The 14,263-nt window shown below is 60.2% G+C and carries 12 protein-coding genes and 1 tRNA gene; 1 reads left to right on the top strand and 12 read right to left on the bottom strand.

Translation table 11 applies throughout. From position 1 onward, the window contains the following. Position 1: 1 nt before the first annotated feature. The 10 genes from AC3WK5_RS26935 to truA all read right to left on the bottom strand — a co-directional run bounded on the left by AC3WK5_RS26935 (position 2) and on the right by truA (position 9,086). A tRNA-Val gene (locus AC3WK5_RS26935) sits at positions 2–74 on the bottom strand. Between the two features lie 160 nt (positions 75–234). Beyond that, positions 235–1,011 (bottom strand): SDR family oxidoreductase, encoded by a 777-nt coding sequence (locus AC3WK5_RS26940; protein WP_103319166.1) that lies wholly within the window; start codon positions 1,009–1,011, stop codon positions 235–237. Then, positions 1,008–2,219 carry an O-succinylhomoserine sulfhydrylase gene (locus AC3WK5_RS26945; RefSeq protein WP_103319168.1) on the bottom strand — a complete coding sequence of 404 codons (1,212 nt, stop codon included), beginning with the start codon at positions 2,217–2,219 and terminating at the stop codon, positions 1,008–1,010. The genes AC3WK5_RS26940 and AC3WK5_RS26945 overlap by 4 nt, the downstream gene beginning before the upstream one ends. 66 nt (positions 2,220–2,285) lie before the next feature. Continuing rightward, complete coding sequence (gene purF / locus AC3WK5_RS26950; RefSeq protein ID WP_054596632.1) at positions 2,286–3,791, bottom strand: amidophosphoribosyltransferase; 1,506 nt, start codon at positions 3,789–3,791, stop codon at positions 2,286–2,288. Between the two features lie 41 nt (positions 3,792–3,832). After that, positions 3,833–4,393, bottom strand: a complete 561-nt coding sequence (locus AC3WK5_RS26955) for a CvpA family protein (RefSeq protein ID WP_103319170.1) — start codon at positions 4,391–4,393, stop codon at positions 3,833–3,835. 98 nt (positions 4,394–4,491) lie between these two features. Continuing rightward, positions 4,492–5,148 carry an SPOR domain-containing protein gene (locus AC3WK5_RS26960; protein ID WP_103319171.1) on the bottom strand — a complete coding sequence of 219 codons (657 nt, stop codon included), beginning with the start codon at positions 5,146–5,148 and terminating at the stop codon, positions 4,492–4,494. Further along, on the bottom strand, positions 5,132–6,439 hold the full coding sequence (gene folC, locus AC3WK5_RS26965; protein WP_103319173.1) for a bifunctional tetrahydrofolate synthase/dihydrofolate synthase: 1,308 nt from the start codon (positions 6,437–6,439) through the stop codon (positions 5,132–5,134). The genes AC3WK5_RS26960 and folC overlap by 17 nt, the downstream gene beginning before the upstream one ends. Then, a complete protein-coding gene (gene accD / locus AC3WK5_RS26970) occupies positions 6,436–7,356 on the bottom strand; it encodes an acetyl-CoA carboxylase, carboxyltransferase subunit beta (RefSeq protein ID WP_054596628.1) in 921 nt (306 codons plus the stop codon). Before accD ends, folC begins: the two co-directional genes overlap by 4 nt. A gap of 218 nt (positions 7,357–7,574) precedes the next feature. Further along, complete coding sequence (locus AC3WK5_RS26975) at positions 7,575–8,198, bottom strand: phosphoribosylanthranilate isomerase (protein ID WP_103319174.1); 624 nt, start codon at positions 8,196–8,198, stop codon at positions 7,575–7,577. A gap of 63 nt (positions 8,199–8,261) precedes the next feature. After that, positions 8,262–9,086: a tRNA pseudouridine(38-40) synthase TruA gene (truA, locus tag AC3WK5_RS26980; protein ID WP_103319176.1), complete on the bottom strand. Its 825-nt coding sequence runs from the start codon at positions 9,084–9,086 to the stop codon at positions 8,262–8,264. Between the two features lie 213 nt (positions 9,087–9,299). Here truA and AC3WK5_RS26985 point away from each other — a divergent pair, with 213 nt between their 5' ends. Next, positions 9,300–9,959 carry a M24 family metallopeptidase gene (locus AC3WK5_RS26985; RefSeq protein WP_103319178.1) on the top strand — a complete coding sequence of 220 codons (660 nt, stop codon included), beginning with the start codon at positions 9,300–9,302 and terminating at the stop codon, positions 9,957–9,959. 226 nt (positions 9,960–10,185) lie between these two features. Here AC3WK5_RS26985 and AC3WK5_RS26990 read toward each other — a convergent pair whose 3' ends face one another. Together AC3WK5_RS26990 and AC3WK5_RS26995 are read right to left on the bottom strand one after the other, a co-directional pair. Beyond that, the gene (locus AC3WK5_RS26990) at positions 10,186–12,807 is read right to left on the bottom strand and encodes a FimV/HubP family polar landmark protein (protein ID WP_103319180.1); all 2,622 of its coding nucleotides are present in this window, start codon (positions 12,805–12,807) and stop codon (positions 10,186–10,188) included. A 206-nt stretch (positions 12,808–13,013) separates the two neighbouring features. After that, the gene (locus AC3WK5_RS26995) at positions 13,014–14,024 is read right to left on the bottom strand and encodes an aspartate-semialdehyde dehydrogenase (RefSeq protein WP_054596623.1); all 1,011 of its coding nucleotides are present in this window, start codon (positions 14,022–14,024) and stop codon (positions 13,014–13,016) included. Positions 14,025–14,263: the final 239 nt, after the last annotated feature.

Consider the following 14,263-nt stretch of genomic DNA (forward strand, 5'->3'; position numbering starts at 1 on the left):
GTGGGTGATGACGGGATCGAACCGCCGACATTCTGCTTGTAAGGCAGACGCTCTCCCAGCTGAGCTAATCACCCTTTGCTTCTCTGAGGCCGCGAAATTTACGCAGATACCGAAGCTAAGTCAATAGCCTGCTTGAAGTTTTTCTGAAAAAGACAAAATCATGTCATCTCCTGGGGTGCCAATCCGCGACACCCTCAACCTCAAGCCTTCTCCAGCCCCGCCCCGGAACCTCGGTTAATCGCCATAAATCATTTTCTTGGTCATGCCACCGTCGACCACAAACTCCTGGCCCGTTACAAATCCGGCATTCTTCGACAGCAGCCAGGCCACCATCGCCGCCACATCCTCGACCGTCCCTACCCTGCCCGCCGGATGCTGAGCATGATCTGCATCGCTCAGCGGTTCGGCACGCCGCGCCGCCGGATCACGCGTATCAATCCAGCCGGGACTGACTGCATTGACCCGAATCTCTGGCCCCAGGCTGATGGCCAAGGCGTGAGTCAATGCCAGCAAACCGCCCTTGCTCGCCGCGTAAGCCTCGGTATCCGGCTCCGACTGTGCCGCTCGGGTCGAAGCCAGATTGACGATGGCGCCGCTGTGAGCACGCAAGTAAGGCGCACAGTGCTTGGCCAGCAGCATCGGCCCACTGAGATTCACCGCCAACACCCGATTCCAGTACGCCAGATCGAGGCTTTCCAGCGTGATGTTGTGCGGATCGGCGACGGCCGCATTGCACACCAGCGCGTCGATGCGACCGAACCGCCCAAGCACCTCGGCGACACCCTGAGCCACCTGCTGTTCATCGGCCACATCCATGCCAATGAAGCAGGCGTTGTCACCCAGCACCTTGGCAACCTTCGAGCCGCGCGCACGGTCCAGATCGGTCAGCACCACCTGCCAGCCTTCGCTGACCAGCCAGGCGGCAATCCCCAGACCGATGCCGCGCGCAGCACCGGTAACCAGTGCAACCCGGCCATTAGCGCCGCTTGCAGGCGCGGACAACTCGATCACAAGGCAGCCAGCCCGCGCGCCAGATCCGCTTGCAGGTCAGCCACGTCTTCGAGGCCGACCGCAATGCGGATCAAGCTGTCGCGAATCCCCGCCGCCTCACGCTCTTGCGGCGCCAGGCGACCGTGAGAGGTGGTGCTCGGATGGGTAATGGTGGTCTTGCTGTCACCGAGGTTGGCGGTGATTGAAATCAAACGCGTGGCATCGATAAAGCGCCAGGCGCCGTCTTTGCCACCCTTGACCTCGAAACTCACCACGGCGCCAAAACCTTTCTGCTGACGCTGGGCCAACTCATGCTGCGGATGGCTCTTGAGGCCGGCGTAATGGACTTTCTCGATGCCGTCCTGCTGCTCCAGCCACTCGGCCAGCTGCTGAGCATTGGCGCAATGCGCCTTCATGCGCAGACTCAACGTTTCCAGACCCTTGAGGAAGATCCAGGCGTTGAACGGGCTCAAGGTCGGCCCGGCGGTGCGCAGGAAACCGACGATCTCTTTCATCTGCTCGCTACGACCGGCCACCACACCGCCCATGCAACGACCCTGGCCGTCGATGAACTTGGTAGCCGAATGCACGACCACGTCCGCACCGAGCTTCAGCGGCTGCTGCAAGGCTGGCGTGCAGAAGCAGTTGTCGACCACCAGCATCGCGCCCTTGGCGTGAGCGATTTTCGACAACGCAGCAATGTCCACCAACTCGGCCAAAGGATTGGACGGCGATTCGACGAACAGCAATTTGGTGTTGGCCTTGATCGCCGCGTCCCAGCCAGACAGTTCAGCCAGGGGCACGTAATCGACTTCGATGCCAAAACGCTTGAAGTACTTTTCGAACAGGCTGATGGTCGAGCCGAACACGCTTCGCGAGACCAGCACATGATCGCCAGCACTGCACAGGCTCATCACCACCGCAAGGATCGCAGCCATACCAGTAGCCGTTGCGACTGCCTGCTCGGCACCCTCGAGAGCGGCAATCCGCTCTTCGAACGAACGAACGGTCGGGTTGGTGTAGCGCGAGTAAACGTTGCCCGGCACCTCGCCAGCGAAGCGTGCCGCCGCATCGGCAGCGGTACGGAACACGTAGCTTGAAGTAAAGAACATCGGATCACCGTGTTCGCCTTCCGGCGTACGGTGCTGACCGGCGCGTACGGCCAGGGTATCGAACGCTACGCCATCGAGGTCGCTATCCAGCCGACCGGCATCCCACTCCTGACTCATGCTGTCACTCCTTGCCTTGTTCTTTATGGATAGATACAAAACCGGCCCCTCAGGGCCGGTAGAAACTCAGTTGTTGTACAGATCGATGATCGCACTGACTGCCTGCGTCTTGACCTTGGAGGCATCGTTACGTGCCTGCTCGATCTTGTTCAGGTAAGCCTCGTCGACGTCACCGGTGACGTACTTGCCGTCGAACACCGCACAATCGAAGTTCTCGATCTTGATCTTGCCGCCACCGACCGCTTCGATCAAGTCAGGCAAGTCCTGATAGATGAGCCAATCAGCGCCGATCAGATCAGCCACGTCTTGAGTCGTACGATTGTGAGCGATCAACTCGTGGGCGCTTGGCATGTCGATGCCATACACGTTCGGGTAACGCACGGCTGGCGCTGCCGAGCAGAAGTAGACGTTTTTGGCGCCGGCTTCGCGAGCCATCTGGATGATCTGCTTGCAGGTAGTGCCGCGAACGATCGAGTCGTCCACCAGCATCACGTTCTTGCCGCGGAATTCCAGCTCGATGGCGTTGAGCTTCTGGCGTACGGATTTTTTCCGTGCGGCCTGGCCCGGCATGATGAAGGTCCGGCCGATGTAGCGGTTCTTCACGAAGCCTTCGCGGAACTTCACGCCCAGATGGTTCGCCAGCTCCAGCGCCGCGGTGCGGCTGGTATCCGGAATCGGGATGACCACGTCGATGTCATGCTCCGGACGCTCGCGCAGGATCTTCTCGGCGAGTTTCTCACCCATGCGCAGGCGAGCCTTGTAAACCGAAACGCCATCGATGATCGAATCCGGACGCGCCAGGTAGACGTGTTCGAAAATGCATGGAGTCAGCGATGGGTTGGTCGCGCACTGACGGGTGTGCAGCTTGCCGTCTTCAGTGATGTAGACCGCTTCGCCCGGCGCGAGGTCGCGAATCAGGGTGAAACCGAGCACGTCCAGGGAAACGCTTTCGGAGGCGATCATGTATTCGACGCCTTCGTCGGTATGACGCTGGCCGAAGACGATCGGGCGGATGCCGTGCGGGTCACGGAAACCGACGATGCCGTAACCGGTCACCATCGCAACGACTGCGTAACCACCCACGCAACGGTTGTGCACGTCGGTGACGGCCGCAAACACGTCTTCTTCGGTTGGTTGCAACTTGCCGCGCTGGGCCAGCTCGTGAGCGAACACGTTGAGCAGCACTTCCGAATCGGAGTTGGTGTTGACGTGGCGCAGGTCAGATTCGTAAATCTCCTTGGCCAGCTGTTCAACATTGGTCAGGTTACCGTTGTGCGCCAGGGTGATGCCATACGGCGAGTTGACGTAAAACGGTTGAGCTTCGGCCGAAGTCGAGCTGCCCGCAGTCGGATAACGCACATGGCCAATACCCATGTGACCGACCAGGCGCTGCATGTGACGCTGATGAAACACGTCACGAACCAGACCGTTGTCCTTGCGCAGGAATAACCGGCCATCATGGCTGGTCACGATACCGGCAGCGTCCTGGCCGCGGTGCTGGAGGACGGTTAGCGCGTCATACAGCGCCTGATTGACGTTCGACTTACCGACGATACCGACGATGCCACACATGCGACGCAACCCCTACTTAATGAAACTGAACTGAACACATCTCACTGCGGCGTTTTGGCCGTCGGCAAGAGATGCTCCTTGAACGGTATGTCAGCGGGTACGCTGATACCGCTGGCCAGCCACTGACTGCTCCACCCTAATATGAGGTTTTTGGACCAGTCTGCAACCAATAGAAATTGTGGCACGAGCCTTGACTCCTGCCACCACTTATCCTGCTGTACCGGGCCCAGACTCAAGAGCCCGACGGCGGTGACCACCAGCAGCGCGCCACGCGCCGCGCCGAAGGCCATGCCAAGAAAACGGTCGGTCCCGGACAGGCCGGTGACGCGAACCAGTTCGCTGATAAGGTAATTGATCATTGCGCCCACTATTAAGGTGGCGACAAAAATGATGGCACAGCCCGCGATCACGCGAGCCGACGGTGTTTCGATGTATCCGGCGAGGTACTCGGACAGTGAGCCACCGAACATCCAGGCAACAGCTCCTGCGATGATCCAGGTCAGCAGCGACAAGGCTTCCTTGACGAAGCCGCGGCTCAGACTAATCAAAGCGGAGATGGCGACGATCGCGACGATCGCCCAGTCAACCCAGGTAAATGGCACAGTGCAGCCTACAGACGGATAAGGCGGCGCATTTTAGCAGAGCCCATGGCTGTCGGTAAGCTGCGATTGCAAGTGCATTTGAAATCAGTCAGTTAGCGTTAGCCGCGCTCAGGCTGAAAGCGAACGACAAAGCCCTTGAGGTTCTGCTGCCGACCCAGCAGGTCACGCAGGCGATCAGCCTCTGCACGCTCGATCAACGGACCGACAAACACCCGGTTCTTGCCATCGGCGGTACGGATGTAGGCATTGTAACCCTGGCTACGCAGGGTTTTCTGCAAGCTTTCGGCGCTTTCACGGCTCGACAGGCTGGCCAACTGCACCGACCAACTGACCGACAGGCCATTGGCATCCACGCGACTCTGGCTGGTGTCAGGCTTGCTCGGCGCCGCGGCGATCGGTTGCGCCGGCGCTGCTGCCGGTTTGGGCGCAGGCGGTGGCGTTACCGGTTTAGCGACAACCGGGGCTGGTGCGATGGGAGCGCTGGGGGCAACCGGCTTGGGCGGTGCTTGTTGGGCAGTAATCTCTTCATCACTTGGAACCGGCTCCTGCGGCAACGCTTGCGGCTCCGGCACCACCACGGGCTCGATCTGCACCTGCGGCATTGCCGGGGCTTGAGGTGCAGCCGGGGCATGAACCACCACCTGACGCTGCTCATCTTCCCGGGAAAACAGCATTGGCAAGAAAATCACCGCCAATGCCACCAGAACCAGTGCCCCAACCATCCGCTGCTTGTACGCGTTATCCAGCAAAGCCATGTGCAGCTTCCTCCGTGGAGCGCCGAGCCAACCATTCGAGGGCCTCGGCAACACAATAAAATGATCCGAACAGCAGAATTTCATCTTCCGCCGTTGCCAGCGCGCACTGCCCTTCCAGGGCATCGGCGACACTTGCATAGGATGTTACCGACGCCCCAAGGTTCTGCAACGCAGCCTGCAAATCCGCAACCGGACGCGCGCGTGCAGAATCGAGAGGGGCGACAGCCCAATGCTGGACACTACCACTCAATTCGCCGACAACTCCATCGAGATCCTTGTCAGCCAACAAACCAAATACCGCCAACCGTCGACCTGCTATTGGCCGGCGAGCCAAACGCTGGGCCAGGTACTCGGCCGCATGCGGGTTATGACCCACATCCAGCATCAGGTTCAGGCGCTTGCCGTGCCAGTTGAACTGGCGGCGATCCAGACGCCCGACCACTTTCGTTGCTTTCAACGCAGCGACAATTTGCTCGGCCTGCCATGGCAAACCCAGCAGCGCATAAGCCTGCAACGCCAGCGCGGCGTTCTCCATCGGCAGATCGAGCAGCGGCAAGTCGTGCAGTTCTATCGCACGCCCTTGGGGATCGACGCCCCGCCACTGCCAGTTCCGCTCGGTAACGCCTAAATCGAAATCACGACCCCGCAAGAAGAACGGGCAATTGAGCTCGCGCACTTTATCCAGCAGGGGTTGAGGCGGATTGAGGTCACCACAGAGCGCAGGCGCGCCCTGACGGAAGATGCCAGCCTTTTCGAAGGCAACGGATTCGCGGGTATTACCGAGATAATCGGCGTGATCAACGCCAATGCTGGTGACCAGTGCGACATCGGCATCCACCAGATTGACGGTATCCAGGCGTCCGCCGAGGCCGACTTCCAGCACCACCGCATCCAGACCTGCACGCTGAAACAACCAGAACGCCGCCAGAGTGCCCACTTCAAAGTAGGTCAGGGAAATTTCACCGCGCCCGGCGTCGACTGCCGCAAAGGCTTCGCACAACTGCGCATCAGTGGCTTCGACGCCATTGATCTGCACCCGCTCGTTGTAACGCAGCAGGTGCGGAGAATTGTAGACACCGACCGTGAGCCCCTGCGCCCGCAGCAATGATGCCACGAACGCACAGGTAGACCCTTTGCCGTTGGTGCCGGTGACCGTGATCACCCGAGGCGCTGGCTTGCCCAATCCCATCCGGGAGGCTACCTCTTGCGAGCGCGCAAGCCCCATATCGATGGCTGACGGATGCAACTGCTCAAGGTAGGCGAGCCAGTCGCCAAGGGTACGTTCGGTCATAGGTTTGCAGGCACCGGCGGAACCACGATTGGCTCGACGGGCGCAGCCACGAACTCAGGCGTCGGCAGACCCATCAGTTGTGCCAGCAGGTTACCCAGACGCGGACGCAACTCCTGACGCGCAATGATCATGTCGATCGCGCCGTGCTCCAGCAGGAACTCGCTGCGCTGGAAACCTTCCGGCAGTTTTTCACGCACGGTCTGTTCGATAACGCGCGGACCGGCGAAGCCGATCAGGGCTTTCGGCTCACCGACGATCACGTCGCCGAGCATCGCCAGACTGGCGGAAACACCGCCGTAGACCGGGTCGGTCAGCACAGAGATGAACGGAATGCCTTCTTCGCGCAGACGCGCCAGTACCGCGGAGGTCTTGGCCATTTGCATCAGCGAGATCAGCGCTTCCTGCATCCGAGCACCACCGGAAGCGGCGAAGCAGATCATCGGGCAACGGTTTTCCAGCGCGTAGTTGGCCGCACGCACGAAGCGCTCGCCGACGATCGCGCCCATCGAACCGCCCATGAAGGAGAATTCGAACGCCGACACCACCACAGGCATGCCCAGCAGGGTACCGCTCATGGAGATCAGTGCGTCTTTTTCGCCGGTCTGCTTCTGCGCAGCGGTCAGGCGATCCTTGTACTTCTTGCCGTCGCGGAATTTCAGACGGTCAACCGGCTCCAGGTCAGCGCCCAGTTCGGCACGGCCTTCGGCATCCAGGAAAATGTCGATCCGCGCACGCGCGCCGATGCGCATGTGGTGGTTGCACTTGGGGCAAACATCCAGGGTCTTTTCCAGCTCTGGACGATACAACACCGCCTCGCAGGACGGGCACTTGTGCCACAGGCCTTCAGGCACCGAGCTTTTCTTCACCTCGGAACGCATGATCGAAGGGATCAGTTTGTCTACTAACCAGTTGCTCATGCTTTCTTTCTCCAGTACCGGCGGCCCGAACGCTTTGGTTCGCAGCCCCGCGTATGCCCTTGAGCTAAATTCATGTGTGCGGCGATGGTCGGTGGATGGCCGGGTCAGCAAGACTGACCTTCGTACAACCCAACAACCCTCAGCCATGCCTGCCGTATGCAGTACACCTGTTTCGTACAGTGCAATGGACGGCGGCAGACTGCCAGCCGTCACATCGACTACACGCTAGTGCGCACTGCCTGTATAAACGCGCGAATCTTCGCGTGATCCTTGATGCCCTTGCTCTGCTCTACCCCACCGCTGACGTCCACCGCGTACGGGTGAACCCGGGCAATGGCCTCGGCGACATTAGCCGCCGACAGCCCACCGGCAAGGATGATCGGCTTGCTCAAACCTTGCGGTATCAATGACCAGTCAAAGGCCTCGCCGGTTCCGCCGGGAACACCTTCGACATAGGTATCGAGCAAAATGCCGCTGGCTTTAGCGTAAAGATCGCAACTGGCAGCGATGTCGTCGCCCGCCTTGACCCGCAATGCCTTGATGTACGGTCGATGGTAACCCTCGCAATCGGCCGGGGTTTCGTCGCCGTGGAACTGCAACAGGTCCAGCGGCACCGCGTCGAGAATCTCACCGAGTTCGCAGCGGCTGGCGTTGACGAACAAGCCCACCGTGGTCACGAATGGCGGCAACGCGGCGATGATCGCCCGAGCCTGCTGCACCGTCACCGCCCGCGGGCTTTTGGCATAGAACACCAGACCGATTGCGTCCGCCCCGGCATCAACCGCCGCCAACGCATCTTCAATGCGGGTAATCCCACAAATTTTGCTGCGAACGGCTGACATGTCGTTTGAACCTCAGGGCAAATCCGGGAAAGTCCCGGATGGTAGCAAATGCATTCGAGGGCGTCAGCCGTCAAGTTCCGAGAAGCCGGTCAGGAAGTGCGGACCGATGTAGCGCTCGGGCAACTCGAACTCGTCGCGGTACTCGACCTGCACCAGGTACAGCCCGAATGGATGGGCCGTGACGCCACCGGTACGGCGGACCCGGCTTTCCAGCACTTCTTTGGCCCACTCCACCGGACGCTCACCGGCACCGATGGTCATCAGCACGCCGGCGATATTGCGCACCATGTGATGCAGGAACGCACTGGCGCGGATATCCAGCACGATCATCTTGCCGTGCCGGGTGACGCGCAGGTGATGGATTTCCTTGATCGGCGACTTGGCCTGGCACTGTCCGGCGCGGAAAGCGCTGAAGTCGTGGGTACCGATCAGATGTTGCGCCGCGTCGGCCATGCGCTGGACATCCAGCGGCCGGTGATTCCAGGTGACCTCTTCGTTGAGGTGCGCCGGACGGATCTGATCGTTGTAGATCACATACCGATAACGCCGGGCAATCGCCTTGAAACGCGCATGAAAGTGCGCGGGCATGACCTTGGCCCAACTGACACTGATGTCGTGGGGCAAGTTGATGTTGGCACCCATAACCCAGGCCTTCAACGAACGGTCGACCTGGGTATCGAAATGCACCACCTGGCCACAGGCATGCACGCCGGCGTCGGTGCGACCTGCGCAGTGCAAGGACACCGGCGAGTCCGCGACCTTCGACAGCGCCGTTTCGAGGATTTCCTGTACGGTGGCCACACCGGACGCCTGACGCTGCCAGCCTCGATAGCGCGAGCCTTTGTATTCAACGCCCAACGCGATCCGGAAAAAGCCGTCGGCCGCCATTTCGGCGGCCGGGTTATCTATATTTGCCAAGGAATGACAGCCTGCTGATCTACGCAAAGGCAGGCATTATAAGGCCGTGGTGCCGGGACGCCATGTTCATGGTGTTTTTTGTTCGAGCCCCGATAAGCGATTTGACATTTGCATGCGCCGCCCGCAGTTTCGCTATATAGATAACCACATAACGAAAACCATAAACCTGACGAGACCCGACACATGAGCGCCATGCAAAAGGAAGCCGTTGGATTGGCCTACAGCCTGGAGGGAATGCTCCATGCCAAACGCAAGACCTGGGAAGCCATCGAAGAAATGGCCAGCCGGATAAAACCCGGCATGCTCGAGTCCGAAGCCCTGCAGATGGGACTTGAAGTACTGACCGAACTGGGCATGGACCGCATCTGGCACCCAACCAAGATCCGCTTCGGCGAGAACACCCTGAAAACCTTCAAGCAGCCTTCCAGCGGCGATCCGGTGCTGGGCGAAAACGATATTTTCTTCATTGATCTCGGTGTCGTGTGGGATCGCCACGAAGGCGACTGCGGCGCCACGTTCACCACCGGCAACGACCCTGAAATGCAGGCCTGTGCAGCGGCCGCAAAAACCCTGTTCGATCAGGTCCACGACTATTGGCGAACCCATCAGGTCGCCGGCCCCGAACTGTATCGCTACGCAGAAGAACAGGCGCGCGAAATGGGCTGGGTGTTGAACCTGGACATCAAGGGTCACAGGGTCAGCGATTTCCCCCACGCAATCTATCGCGCAGGGGATCTGGGCAATTTCGACGCCTGCCCGAATGTGGGACTGTGGATCCTCGAAATCCAGCTGGCCCACTCCACCCGACCATTCGGTGCGTTTTACGAAGACTTGCTGGCTTAAGGTGATGCACTTGTGGCGAGGGAGCTTGCTCCCGCTCGATTGCGAAGCAGTCGTAAAGCCTTCTGGCGAGGAGTACCTGAAAGAATGCGATTGCAGATTTTGGGGTCGCTTCGCAACCCAGCGGGAGCAAGCTCCCTCACCACAGGTTATGTGACCAATCCCTAAACCCCCGAAACAAAAACGGCAGCCTCGATGGGCTGCCGTTTTCGTTATGCGTTACCGGTCATCAGGCCATACGCGCCAACATGTCCTTGGCTTCGCTCTTCTGACCGTCATTACCCTCGCTGAGCACCTCACCGAGGATGTCCCGCGCGCCATCGTTGTCACCCATGTCGATGTAAGCCTGCGCCAGGTCCAGCTTGGTCGCAACTTCGTCAGTGCCCGAGAGGAAATCGAAATCGGGCTCACCCATCTCCATCTCCATCCCCGCCGCCGCATCTTCAGCGGTGAAGCTTGGCGCAGCAATAGGCGGATGCTCCAGGCTACCGGACAAACGATCCAGCTCGGCATTGACGTCATCCAGTTCGGACATGAAGTCGTCCGGCTCAGGCTTGGCGTGAGCATCGATTTCATCTGCCAGGGACAGATCGAAATCGGCCGGCAACTCCAGATCATCAAGCGCCGCTTCTGTGACTGCCGGCGACTCGACTACTGGCAGGTCTTTCAGATCGTCGTCGAGGTTGAGCAGGAACTCGTCATCGGCCAGCGTTGCATCCGGCACGTCGCCACCCAGATCAAGGTCGAAATCCGACAGATCATCCAGGCTGTCCTTGGCTTCGGTCTGCTGTTGCAGAACAGATTCGAAGCTCAGATCGTCATCTAGCGGAAAAGCGTCCAGATCCAGCGCCGGCTCCGGCGTCTCTGGCGTAACGACCGTTGGCGATGCGGCCTCCAGATCGTCCAGACTCAGATCGAAGGCGCTGTCGAAGTCATCATCGGCCGGTGCAGCTTCAGGCTCCGGCGCCTTGGGCTCCTCGTGCAGCAGGTCCTTGACGTACTGCGCATCCAGCTCGGCGGCAACCGCTGCGGCGGCGATGCCGCCAACTGCAGCCACGGCAACCATCGCCGGAAAGCGGCTTTTCAGCTGTTCAACGTCAGCATGATTTTTGCCATTGGCAACCAGCTGACGCTCTTGCGCCACGAACGCACTGCGATCGCCCTGCTGGCCGTAGACTTCCATCAGCTTCAAGCGCAGGTCGCTGCGTTGCGGCTCTTGCTTGATACCCTCTTCAAGCAGGCTGGCAGCCTGATTCAAACGCCCGGCATTGATGTGCGACTGGGCTTGCGCCAGGACATCGTCCGAACGCTCGGCCGCCGGCGCGACCAATGGTGCAGCAATCGGCGGCGTCACTACCACCGGCGCCACGACTGGAGCTGGAGCTGGAGGCGTTGCAAGCTTGACGACTGGCGGCGGCACTTCGAGGCCTTCGAAGCTGCTTTCCGGCAGATCGAAGTCTTGCGTCAAGTCCGACTCTTCAGCCAGTGCCTTCGCCATGCGCTTGTGCTTCTCGGCTTCCTGTTGAGCCTTGCGCCGACGCGCCAGCAACAACAGCAGCAACAGCACCACCACCGCACCGCCACCCACCAGACCCAGGAGTATCGGATTGGTCAGCAGTTCGTTGTACTTTTGCTCGTCGCTCGCTGCCGGGGTTGCCTGAATCGGCGCTTCGGCAGGCACTGCGGCCGGCGTTGCCTCTGGGGCTACCGCGGGTGCAGGCGCCGCCGCTGGCTGGGTAACCAGATCAGCCGAGATCGGCGCCGAAGGTTGAGCTGCAGAGTTTTCCCCCGCGCCTTCTGCCTGCATCTTGGCCAATTGATTATTTTTCAGCTCGATCAAGCGCTGGAGTTTGTCCATCTGACTCTGCAAGTCAGTTATGCGGCTTTTCAGCTCGGCATTGTCACGACGAGTCGTATCGAGGCCTTCCTGGGCTACCGCCAGCTTATTGCTGATGGCCTTGCTATCGCCCGCTGCACCTTTACCACCTTTCTTGCCGGATTCGGCCGAGACCAGGCTCAACTTGTCCTTGGCAGTGCCTTGCGGCGCGACCACATCATGCCCACGCTTGGTTGCATCAAGCTGTTGCGCCTGCGCCCGGTGAACCGAGCGGCGCCCCTGACGCCAGGCCGTGTTCTGCGCGGCGACTTCGGCAATGGCTTTAGGCTGCGGCAAGCTGGTGCTTTGTGTGGCGTCCGGCAGGCGCAAGACCTGACCGGTTTTCAGTCGATTGATGTTGCCATCGATAAAGGCGTTCGGGTTCAGCGCCTGAATCGCCAGCATGGTTTGCTGGATCGAGCCGCCATTGCGTGCTTTCGCGGCGATTTCCCACAAGGTGTCGCGCGGCGTCGTGACGTGCTGTTTAGGCTTGCTCGCGCCAGTCACTGGTGCGTTGATCGCCGGCGCTTGAGCCGGTGCGGATTGCGCAGCAGCGTCAGCCGTCTGCGGCGAGAATTTGGACGGATCGAGCAGTACGCTGTAGTCGCGCAGCAGTCGGCCGCTTGGCCACATCACCTGAACCAGGAATTTCACCATCGGCTCGGAGAGTGGCTGACTTGAAGTCACCCGCAGGATGCTTTTACCGCTGGCATTGAGCACTGGCGTGAACGTCAGGTCATTGAGGAACGCCTGACGATCAACCCCGGCCTTGGCGAAATCATCGGCCGACGCCAGGCTCGGCACCACTTCGGCAGCGGTGAGGTCCTTGACGTCGAGCAACTCGATTTCTGCCACCAGGGGCTGGTTCAGGGTCGACTTCAGGGTCAATTCCCCAAGCCCGAGGGCATGCGCCATACCGGAGGACAGCGCCGAGGCGGCCGCTATTGCTAACACCAGTTTGCGAACTTGAACCATAGCCTCATCCTTTGTTGAACTTTCCTCGGCAAGCGAGAAGGTGTTGATACCGCTGCCGTAAGGCATTGCGCGCAGCCTCGAAGAGTCTCTGCGCGCGCTTATTTCACTGATGCCCTTGGAAGCCCCTGATGGCGGCTCGCCTCCAGCATTCAGGCCTTGCGGCCTGTACGACTAGAATCTATTTGCAAATTGTTGCCAAGTATCTTTTACACAAGGTCTTTTATCAACAACTCAGCCACCTGCACCGCATTGAGTGCAGCGCCTTTGCGTACGTTATCTGACGTCAGCCACACGTTAAGTTCCGCCGGATCGTCGATACCGCTACGAACCCGACCGACGTAGACCACGTCCTGCCCTACCGCATCGCCCACCGGCGTCGGGTAATCGCCCGCCTCGACCAGCTCGACACCCGGCGCCGCCTCAAGCGCAGCATTCACCGCCGCCAGGTCGACAGCCTTGGCTGACTGCAAGGTCACGCTAAAGCTATCGCCGAAAAACACCGGGGCTTGAATGCAAGTGACAGAAATCTTTAATAAAGGCTGCGCCATGACCTCGCGCAGCTCTCGAACCAGGCGTTTTTCCAGCAGCGTATGCCCCTGAGCATCCGGCGTGCCGACTTGTGCCAGCAGGTTGAAGGCCATTTGCCGATCAAAGAAACGCGGCTCCAGCGGGCGAACATTCAGCAGTTCTGCTGTCTGCCGTGCCAGCTCGCTGACTGCTTCGCGGCCCTGAGCGGAAACGGCCAGGCTGGCAGTGACGGTCACTCGCTGCAGGTCGAGCAATTCGCGCAATGGCGCCAGCACCACGGCCAGGGTGGTGGCCGATGCACTTGGACTGCTTACCTGAAACGGCTTTTTCAAACCGGCCAGCACTTGGCTGTTAGCTTCCGGCACCACCTGCGGTGCCTGTTCCGCCGGCAAGGCGCCGGACAAATCGATCAGCGCGCAACCGGCGGCCGTGGCACGCGGCGCAAAGCTCAGGGTGACCGCAGGGCCGGCGGCGAAGAACACCAGCTGGACCTTGCTGAAATCAAATTCGTCGACTTCCCGCACCCGTACGTTCTTGCCGCGAAACGGCACCGAATGCCCTGCCGATTCACTGCTGGCGAGCAGGTGCAGGTTGGCAACCGGGAAGTCGCGCTCTTCAAGGATCTGGACGAGTGTTTCGCCGACAGTACCGGTGGCGCCGACGACGGCGATATCAAAGGACTGGCTCATGGATCTACCTCAGGCGAAACGGGGGGAGCGGCACTTTACCGGGTGGCTGGCATGCAGGCAATTCGGCGGAACTTTTGGGTTGTCCTCGCGGGCCTCATCGCGGGCAAGCCTTGCTCCTACAGGTTATGCGTCGTGCAGATGGAATGCGGCCAACACAAACCTCGTAGGAGCAAGGCTTGCCCGCGATGGCGGCCGACCAGGCGACACAATATCCCCCCCGCTAACGGCCATAAAAAAAC

This window comes from Pseudomonas sp. FW306-02-D09B (assembly GCF_058782685.1).